General features: G+C 38.1%; 11 protein-coding genes. 5 read left to right on the forward strand and 6 right to left on the reverse strand.

Annotated features, from left to right (window positions below; all coding sequences use genetic code 11):
* Positions 1 to 446 precede the first annotated feature (446 nt).
* From E6139_RS21420 to E6139_RS21435, 4 genes are all read right to left on the reverse strand, one after another.
* Positions 447 to 1,550 (reverse strand): alpha-hydroxy-acid oxidizing protein, encoded by a 1,104-nt coding sequence (locus E6139_RS21420; RefSeq protein ID WP_316405579.1) that lies wholly within the window; start codon positions 1,548 to 1,550, stop codon positions 447 to 449.
* A gap of 537 nt (positions 1,551 to 2,087) precedes the next feature.
* Positions 2,088 to 2,411 (reverse strand): DUF1292 domain-containing protein, encoded by a 324-nt coding sequence (locus E6139_RS21425; RefSeq protein ID WP_316405580.1) that lies wholly within the window; start codon positions 2,409 to 2,411, stop codon positions 2,088 to 2,090.
* 16 nt (positions 2,412 to 2,427) lie between these two features.
* Positions 2,428 to 2,856 carry a Holliday junction resolvase RuvX gene (gene ruvX / locus E6139_RS21430; protein ID WP_316405581.1) on the reverse strand — a complete coding sequence of 143 codons (429 nt, stop codon included), beginning with the start codon at positions 2,854 to 2,856 and terminating at the stop codon, positions 2,428 to 2,430.
* Positions 2,853 to 3,122, reverse strand: a complete 270-nt coding sequence (locus tag E6139_RS21435; protein WP_010739601.1) for an IreB family regulatory phosphoprotein — start codon at positions 3,120 to 3,122, stop codon at positions 2,853 to 2,855. Before E6139_RS21435 ends, ruvX begins: the two co-directional genes overlap by 4 nt.
* 251 nt (positions 3,123 to 3,373) lie before the next feature.
* On the opposite strand from E6139_RS21435, the gene E6139_RS21440 reads away from it, so the two are divergent.
* On the forward strand, positions 3,374 to 3,841 hold the full coding sequence (locus E6139_RS21440) for a TspO/MBR family protein (protein ID WP_316405582.1): 468 nt from the start codon (positions 3,374 to 3,376) through the stop codon (positions 3,839 to 3,841).
* 43 nt (positions 3,842 to 3,884) lie between these two features.
* On the opposite strand, the gene E6139_RS21445 is transcribed toward E6139_RS21440, so the two are convergent.
* The gene (locus E6139_RS21445) at positions 3,885 to 4,466 is read right to left on the reverse strand and encodes a GNAT family N-acetyltransferase (RefSeq protein ID WP_316405583.1); all 582 of its coding nucleotides are present in this window, start codon (positions 4,464 to 4,466) and stop codon (positions 3,885 to 3,887) included.
* A gap of 128 nt (positions 4,467 to 4,594) precedes the next feature.
* Between E6139_RS21445 and E6139_RS21450 the strand changes: the two genes are divergently transcribed.
* Together E6139_RS21450 and E6139_RS21455 are read left to right on the forward strand one after the other, a co-directional pair.
* Positions 4,595 to 5,044: a LytTR family DNA-binding domain-containing protein gene (locus E6139_RS21450; RefSeq protein ID WP_316405584.1), complete on the forward strand. Its 450-nt coding sequence runs from the start codon at positions 4,595 to 4,597 to the stop codon at positions 5,042 to 5,044.
* A complete protein-coding gene (locus tag E6139_RS21455) occupies positions 5,041 to 5,466 on the forward strand; it encodes a DUF3021 family protein (protein WP_316405585.1) in 426 nt (141 codons plus the stop codon). The genes E6139_RS21450 and E6139_RS21455 overlap by 4 nt, the downstream gene beginning before the upstream one ends.
* A gap of 18 nt (positions 5,467 to 5,484) precedes the next feature.
* Here the strand turns inward: E6139_RS21455 and E6139_RS21460 are convergent, their stop codons facing one another.
* Positions 5,485 to 6,249 carry a class I SAM-dependent methyltransferase gene (locus E6139_RS21460; RefSeq protein ID WP_316405586.1) on the reverse strand — a complete coding sequence of 255 codons (765 nt, stop codon included), beginning with the start codon at positions 6,247 to 6,249 and terminating at the stop codon, positions 5,485 to 5,487.
* A 164-nt stretch (positions 6,250 to 6,413) separates the two neighbouring features.
* Here E6139_RS21460 and E6139_RS21465 point away from each other — a divergent pair, with 164 nt between their 5' ends.
* Together E6139_RS21465 and E6139_RS21470 are read left to right on the forward strand one after the other, a co-directional pair.
* The gene (locus E6139_RS21465) at positions 6,414 to 7,169 is read left to right on the forward strand and encodes an ABC transporter ATP-binding protein (RefSeq protein ID WP_316405587.1); all 756 of its coding nucleotides are present in this window, start codon (positions 6,414 to 6,416) and stop codon (positions 7,167 to 7,169) included.
* The gene (locus E6139_RS21470; protein WP_316405588.1) at positions 7,150 to 7,992 is read left to right on the forward strand and encodes an ABC transporter permease; all 843 of its coding nucleotides are present in this window, start codon (positions 7,150 to 7,152) and stop codon (positions 7,990 to 7,992) included. The genes E6139_RS21465 and E6139_RS21470 overlap by 20 nt, the downstream gene beginning before the upstream one ends.
* Positions 7,993 to 8,116: the final 124 nt, after the last annotated feature.

Below are 8,116 nucleotides of genomic sequence, written 5' to 3' on the forward strand. Positions count from 1 at the left end.
ACCTGTATCTGGCTGAAGATCTACGTTGATAATTTCTAAAAAGGTTGTTCTTCATTGTCTAATTGATCTGATAAATCCAATCCGTTCTCCCTGATAAGCGGTCAAGTGAGCAGTATACAAGATTTTTTCACCGAAATTACATCGAATATTTATAAGTTTTAGAGCTGAATTTTCCATTTTCCCTTCCCCTTCTTGCTAGGAAGGGAGAGAAAGTGTATAGAAAAAAAGGCATAGTCTAGCACCATGCCTTGTATTTCGTTGATTTTTTAAAAATTGTACACTCATCCCTTGAATTTGCCGCATTTGGTCTTTGAATGAATATTTATTTACTTATTCAAAAGTTTTCTGCGCAATTCCACTGATGCTATTATTACTTTCTCTACTCTTGTTCGCTTAATCAAAAGATAGCATGTATAGCAGGATTAGAAAAGAACACTTATCCAATTTTATAAATAGCGATTATCTCGTAGGCGAATCTTCTTGATGTCTTCTACTGATTGCGTACCTGCCAGCTGCATGACCATCTCTAGCTCTTTCTTAAAGAAGTCAAAGACCTGTGTAACTCCTGTGGAGCCACCAAGTGCCAACCCATAAATCACTGGACGGCCAATAGCAACGAGATCTGCTCCGGAAGCAATTGCTTTAAAGACATGCTGACCACGACGAACCCCGCTGTCAAAGACAATTGGTACTCTTCCAGCGACTGCTTCTGCAACATATTGTAACGAGTCAAACGAAGCAGGTCCACCATCTAACTGACGTCCACCATGATTAGACACCCAGATACCAGCAGCACCAGATCCTAAAGAGCGTTCGACGTCTTCTTCTGATTGAACGCCTTTCACATAGACAGGAAGATCAGAATAATTAACAATAAACTCTACATCTTTTGGACTTAATTTTTGCTTGGATGAACCATAGACAGCATCCATTGTCTGACCAATACCCGATTGATAAGCTTGAACGATGGGCATCGCCAAAGGAAAAGTAAAACCGTTTCGTCGATCTGTTTCACGATTCCCGCCAACCGTGGCATCCGCTGTTAATACGATCGCTTTCGACCCGTTACGTTTTGCCATATCCAAAATATCACGATTGATTCCATCATCTTTACTCATGTAAAACTGAAACCATTGAGGTGACTTTTCCCCACCGGCTTCACGAATTTCCTCTAAAGTACAAGAAGCATATGAACTAGCTGTGTAAATAGTTCCAAAACGAGCAACTCCTTTAGCTGAAGCTCTTTCAGCAGCCACATTGGCTAAGCCATGAGCCGCGACGGGAGCCATAATGATCGGAGCGGTTAGATCTTCCCCTGCAAATTTTGTTTTCGTACTCGGTATTTCCACATCCCGCAGAACATGCGGAATGATCAACTTATGATTAAAAGCCTTTTCATTTTCTTTATAAGTAAATATGTCTCCAGCACCGCTGCTGATGTACCCATATCCGCCTTTAGGAATCACTTCTTTTGCTGCCTCTTCTAAATCAACAGTATTAATAAAATCGATTGCGCCTTCTGCAGTACTTGCTTGATAAATTTTTTCCATGTGAACCCCTACCTCCAAAGTGATAACGTTTACATAAACAATGGTACGCTTCCCTTTGAAATGTGACAAATCATTTGTTTATAGAGCATTTTTCGCTAAATAGCAGAAAATTAATCCTGAATATCGATGAAAAATCTTCTTTAAAAAAGGGATCAACATATAGCCCTGTCGATATTTTAGGTAAACGATTATTTAAATGATTTTCTAATACCTTCAAGACAGAAATATGAAAGAAAGAGTAGCAACAAGTACAAAACTCAACTTCTGACATTTTTCCTATTCTCGATCGTAAAAAGTGGCTCCAAAGTATTACGAAAAGGAGTAGCTTTTTAATAATGTAATAACGCTAGGATTTTTATGTTTCATCGCTTCTCTTTGCACCTATGTAGCAAAGGCACAGTTGTATCCATTCATTTCAATTCATTTCATTTTTCTAAACTTTTTTATAGTAATGGTCGTATCATTAATTATGGAACTGATTTTGAATAAAAAATAAGAGAAAGCCTAGAACATCGGGCTTCCTCTTACTTTTTTATGCTATTCTTCTTCAGTCATGAATGTATTGAATACTTCTTCAATCATATCCCACTCAGCGTCAGTTTCGATTTGTTGCAATTCGCCTTCGCTGCCGTCTTCGTTTTCAACATACGCGTAAGCCTGTAATTCAACATCTTCATCTTCAGGAGCGCCCGCTGGATAAAGTAATACATAGTTGCGGTTAAATTCTTCTTGACCATCAATTGTCAAAAGAATTTCATAAAGCGTTTCATTTCCTTCATCATCTACTAAAGTGATCACTTCATGTTCGTCGTGGTCATGATCATGTTCATGATCATGGTCGTGTGTGTGTTCATGTGCCATATACTATTCCTCTTTTCTAAAGTTTGTTGCTGGTTCGATCAAGATAATTTTGCAAGATCATGACCGCCGCGAGTTTATCAATGACTTTTTTTCTTTTTGACCGAGAGACATCCGCCTGTTCGACTAACATACGCTCCGCTTGAACTGTCGTAAGGCGCTCATCTTGAAATTCCACCGGTAAATCAAAAAGCTCTTTGATTTTATCCGCATAAGCCATCGAAGCTTCCGCTCGAGGACCAATCGAATTATTCATGTTTTTGGGAAGTCCCACTACAAATTTGGTGACTTGGTATTCTTTGACTAACTCACCTAAACGTTCAAAACCAAACTTCCCTTTTTCTTCGTTGATTCGGATGATTTCGACTCCTTGAGCCGTCCAGCCAAATGGATCGCTCACTGCAATTCCAACAGTTTTTGAGCCGACATCTAGTCCCATCACTCTCATCGAATATCTATACCGTGATCTTTCAGGTAGTATTTAACCAAAACTTCCATGACTTCATCGCGCTCATGACGACGAATCAAGTTCCGTGCATCTTGATAACGAGGAATATACGCAGGATCTCCTGATAATAAATAGCCGACGATTTGGTTGATCGGGTTGTAGCCTTTTTCAGCTAATGCGTTGTAGACGATCGTCAATGTTTCGCTGATCTCTTTCTTACGGTTGTCATCAAAATCAAAACGGACTGTTTCATCTGTGTATCCCATTTTCTCACACCTCTCCTTGGACTTATCAACAATTACATTTTACTAAAAGAAGACAAAACTTACAAATTTTGCAAGTTGCCAATCTCTTGGCTTTAGAAAATCTTCCGAATTATTATAACATGCTTTTGCTAATAGTATGTTACTTTTCTTAAGCATCTTTTTTTCTTTTAACGATAATGCTAGCTATACTTAAATGAGTAAATCATCTACTGGAGTGAAACTTAACTTCTAAAAACATTGGAGGCAGATTTATGCTAAATAGATTTTTTAAATTACTCGCCTGTATCATTGGCGTTGAATTAATCGGTTCATTATCCGGCTTCTTCGCCGGCGACATACCAGCTGTTTACGCTCAGTTGAACAAACCCTTTCTGGCACCACCAGGAAATATCGTAGGAATCGTCTGGACAGTTCTTTATGCGTTAATTGGCCTAGCCTTATTTCTCGTGATCGACAGCAAAGAAGCAAAGAGCAAAACGACGTCTTATTTTCTATTCGGTATTCAGCTAGTGCTTAATTTCATTTGGAGTATTATTTTCTTCGGCGGTTCCCACTTTTGGATTGCTTCATTTATCAGTCTTTTCTTGTTGATCACAATCGTCTTCAGCATCCGCGAGTTTCGCAGTATATCAAAGGGAGCGGCTATTTGTTTTATCCCTTACTTGATTTGGATCTGTTACGCGACATACCTTTCTTTTGGGTTGGCCATCTTAAATTAAACCCTTTTCAGAGCAGACACCAGAATAATTCTGATGTCTGCTTTTAATTCTCAAAATCCTTAATTAAAATGGCTGTCTCTCCAATACCGTAATCCCCTTCTCCATACAAAGAAGTATATTCTTCTGCCAAAAACTCCTTCATTTCTGCATCAGTACGTTCGAATCCCGCTTTTTCATAGGACCTGATTGCTCGAACATTTCGATTAGAAGGCGCAATTATCAATTGATCAATCGCTAAATATTGATTTAGGTAATCGCTTAGAGCAAGTATGGCATCATTCCCATAGCCATGTCCACAGCTTGCTTCATCTTTCATCCAAATATCCAGTTCAGCATAATTTTGCTTTAGATGAAAAGCAGAATAACTGATAAATCCTATCGCTTCCTCTTTAGTCATAATCAGAAAACCTTGACCTTTTTTTGGTTGGGCCCCAGTAAAAAAATACTCTTCATAATAATCCGAACAAAAATCTTGATAGGAAGCGATCGGTTTTTCAGGATAATCAGGCGGTCCGCTATGTGATTTTGTTGTTTCTGATTGAAAACACCATTCATAAATACGTCGGCGATCAACTAAGGTAGCTGCTACTAAATGAATTTTCTTTCCATCGATCATTGATTTCATCCCCTTTTCCTACTTATTGTTTCCTAATTTGATTATACTTTACCTCGAAATAATCTGCTTGCTCGATTTGACCTTTATTAATCAGAATTGCTATAATTTTGTGAATAACATGTAGAAAGGACAAGCTGGTGAAAACATCTGTCGAAATAATCGAAAAAACACAAGAAGAAATTGCCGATTTTAAGGTTTATGAAGTAACCAATACTTTGCAAAACGTTTTAGCGATTCTTAAAGAGGAAAAACGGTTTCTAGTTGGAGAAGAAAATGGGGCTCATTACAAGATTCCTTTTTTTGATGTTCTTTACATCGAAGTCGTTGATAAGAAGAGCTTTATTTACACAAAGAATCTAGTTTGCCAAAGTAACGAAAAGCTTTACCAGTTGGAAGAAAAGCTGGTGCCCCATAAGTTCATTCGTGTTGGAAAATCCATGTTGTTGAACATTGAAGCTATCAAAGCTGTTTCACCTACCTTGAGCGGCCGCTTTGAAGCTATTTTGATCAACGATGAACGTGTTGCTGTCTCAAGAAAATATGTTCCTGATTTGAAAAAGGGCTTAGGAATGAGGAAACGTATATGAGAATTATCGAATACCTGAAAAGTGTTTTCCGTTTATCTTCCATGATTTTCACCTTGTTAGCAGCCATTAATTTACTCCTTAATAAACAGACATTGTTTGAGATTATTGAATACATGCTGGTAGTTTCCTTTATTTCTGGCTTGCTCCGATTTATCATTGAAGATAAAGACAGCTACTCAAATCGCAGGATTATCATAAATCAGCTAGTCTATATTGGATTGATTCTTTTACAAATCATTATCGGTGACGTTATCTATGGCTGGGAATTGGGTTTTAGTGGTATTGCTCAAAATCTCGGAATCGTCTTATTGATTTATGCCTTCATCAAATTCTTTATCTATAGCAACGATAAAAAAGAAGCAGACGAGATCAATGAACTTATTCAACAAAAAAGAGAAGAACATCAAAGAGAATCAGAATAATCTGATTCTCTTTGATGTTTATTGGGCGACCACAATTAAGCGCGTACTTTCTTTGTCATATGGATTTTGATCATAGTCACCAAAAATTTGAACTTTTTTGAATCCCGCTTTTTTCAACAGCAACCGATACTCCTCATCCAGAATGATCTTATAAACAATATCATATTGATTGTTTTCCATTCGATCTGGTGAGTGATACAAATCCAATACATGAATCGTTTGAAATTCTTCATCTTGTTCCTTAACAAATACACGACTAAAATCCTCACGATTAACGACAACTTCAATTGGCGGGAGCGACAAGTTATGATGCGTCGTCCCTGTTGTTAACACCAATAACCCATTTTGGTTCAAGCGTGCCTTCATTGATTTGAGTGCTGTAACCAAATCTGCTTCCGTGTGTAAATGCGGAAGTGCCGTAGTTAAACAGACAATTGCGTCAAAATACTCTGAAAAAACCTCTTCTAAATATCTAAAATCGCATTGATGCAGGGGTATTTTCTTGCTGCTTTTAGTTAAGTTTTTCTCTGCGACCTCTAGCATGGCAGCGGAATAATCCGACCCCGTTACTGTTAATTCCATTTCAGACAGCATAAATAAATGCTGCCCCGTTCCACACGCGCAATCTAAAACAGTACTTACCTCGTGTTCTGCAAAAAGATTTTTGAAGAAGTCTTTCTCTGCTCCTAAATACTGATCAATCTCGCCAAACTCATCGTAATCATATGCAAAAACACTATACTTATCTTCCATCCCTCTCACCTCGAACATCATTTGATTCATTATAGCAAATCCTCTCCGCAATTATTTTTTTCACATAAACATCTCTCGTCTTTTACTTTTTTTCACCTTAGAAGGAGTTATCGACCACTTGGAGAAAATCCATTGTTTCAGCTAAAAAAGTTGATTATAGTGGGTTTATAAAGAAGAGCAAAGGAGAAATCACTATGAAGGAACTAGTAAAAATCACTAATTTAGCAAAACGATATAATCATCAAGATGTTCTAAAATCAATTTCATTTTCAATCAATGAAGGAGAATTATTCTCGATTCTCGGACCAAACGGCGCTGGAAAATCTACCTTAATTTCTTTGATCCTAGGTCTGTCTAAACCTGATACAGGTGAAATCTTGTTTGAAGGAACAAAACTTGACTCTGATTCGATTGAACTAAAAACTATGATTTCTGTCGTTTTTCAAAACAGCATTTTAGATCCAGACTTGTCCGTCAAAGAGAATTTATTCTTACGCGCTTACTTTTATACGAACAATTGGAAGCAAGCGAAACAACTAGCAAAGGAAAAATTAGCCGATGTTCAGGCGTCTCACTTGTTGAATAAGCGTTATGGCGTTTTATCGGGCGGTGAAAGACGAAAAGTCGACATTGCGCGCGCACTTCTTAATACCCCTAAGCTGCTTTTCTTAGACGAACCAACGACTGGGCTCGATATCAGCTCACGGGCGGATATGTGGCATCTGATCCATCAATTGAAAGAAAAATATCATATGACTATTGTGTTGACAACACACTATATGGAGGAAGCTAGGGATTCAGATAACATTTTGATGCTGGATGCAGGCAAAATGATGGCATTCGATACACCAGAAACTTTAAAACAGACCTATCATTGTTTAACATTAGAAGACGTTTTTTTAGCCATAGTTGAAAAAGGGAGAGAAAATTATGAATGCATTAGTTTATAGAGGTTTACTATTATTTTTCAAAAACAAACAAGCAGTGATTGGTTCTTTTATCGGTGCGCTGATTATGATTGTCCTATATGTCTTTTTGTTGGGAGATAGTTTAGTCAATTCTCTGTCTGTTTTATCACAACCAAAGTTAGTCGTAGATACCTGGATGTTAGCTGGTGTCATCGGGATCGCGTCTGCTAGTTCTACACTTGGCTCGGTAAGTCTGATGATTCGCGACAAAGAACGTAATGTTTATACAGATTTTATGATTTCGCCAATCTCAAAAAGTAAAATCATGCTGGGATATTTTTTCAGTACATTCTTGATCTCTTTACTAGTTACTTTAGCGGTGATCGTGATTGCCGAAATTTATATTGTAATGCTCTCAAAGGGAGAATTACTGACTTTGCCGCAAGTTGGTCTACTATTTCTTGTTAGCCTGTTAACAGTCTTCTGTTCTTCTGCTTTCATGTTCTTTATCGCCAGCTTTTTCCGCCGCATCGATACATTTTCAACGATGACCTCGGTGATTGGCCCATTGATTGGCTTCCTGACTGGTTGTTATGTTCCTATCGGCAGTTTACCTGACATGGCTCAAACTGTGGTTCAATATTTTCCATTAACCAGCGGCGTTGTTTTGATTCGCCGCATCCTGACAGAAAATGTATTTACCGCTGCTGATGAACCCGCGATGGCTACGATTAAAGAAGAGCTGGGAATCGTAATGAATGGTCAAAATGATATTCTACTGCCGATCCTTATCCTGCTAGTTTCGAGTTGTATTTTCTTAGCGCTTGCTTTGTGGAATGTGAAGCGGGTTGAAATCAAAAGATAGGCCATAAGAAAGGCTTCTCGAACTCGCTCAGCTTTTGAGCACCAAGTAGGTACTGTTCCACATCAGCTCCAAAGACCGATCGCTGTGTCTCACAGCAATAAGACCAAAATATTTCTAAATTGCC

Origin of the sequence: Enterococcus sp. (assembly GCF_032555305.1) — a bacterium.
Classification (GTDB): domain Bacteria; phylum Bacillota; class Bacilli; order Lactobacillales; family Enterococcaceae; genus Enterococcus_A.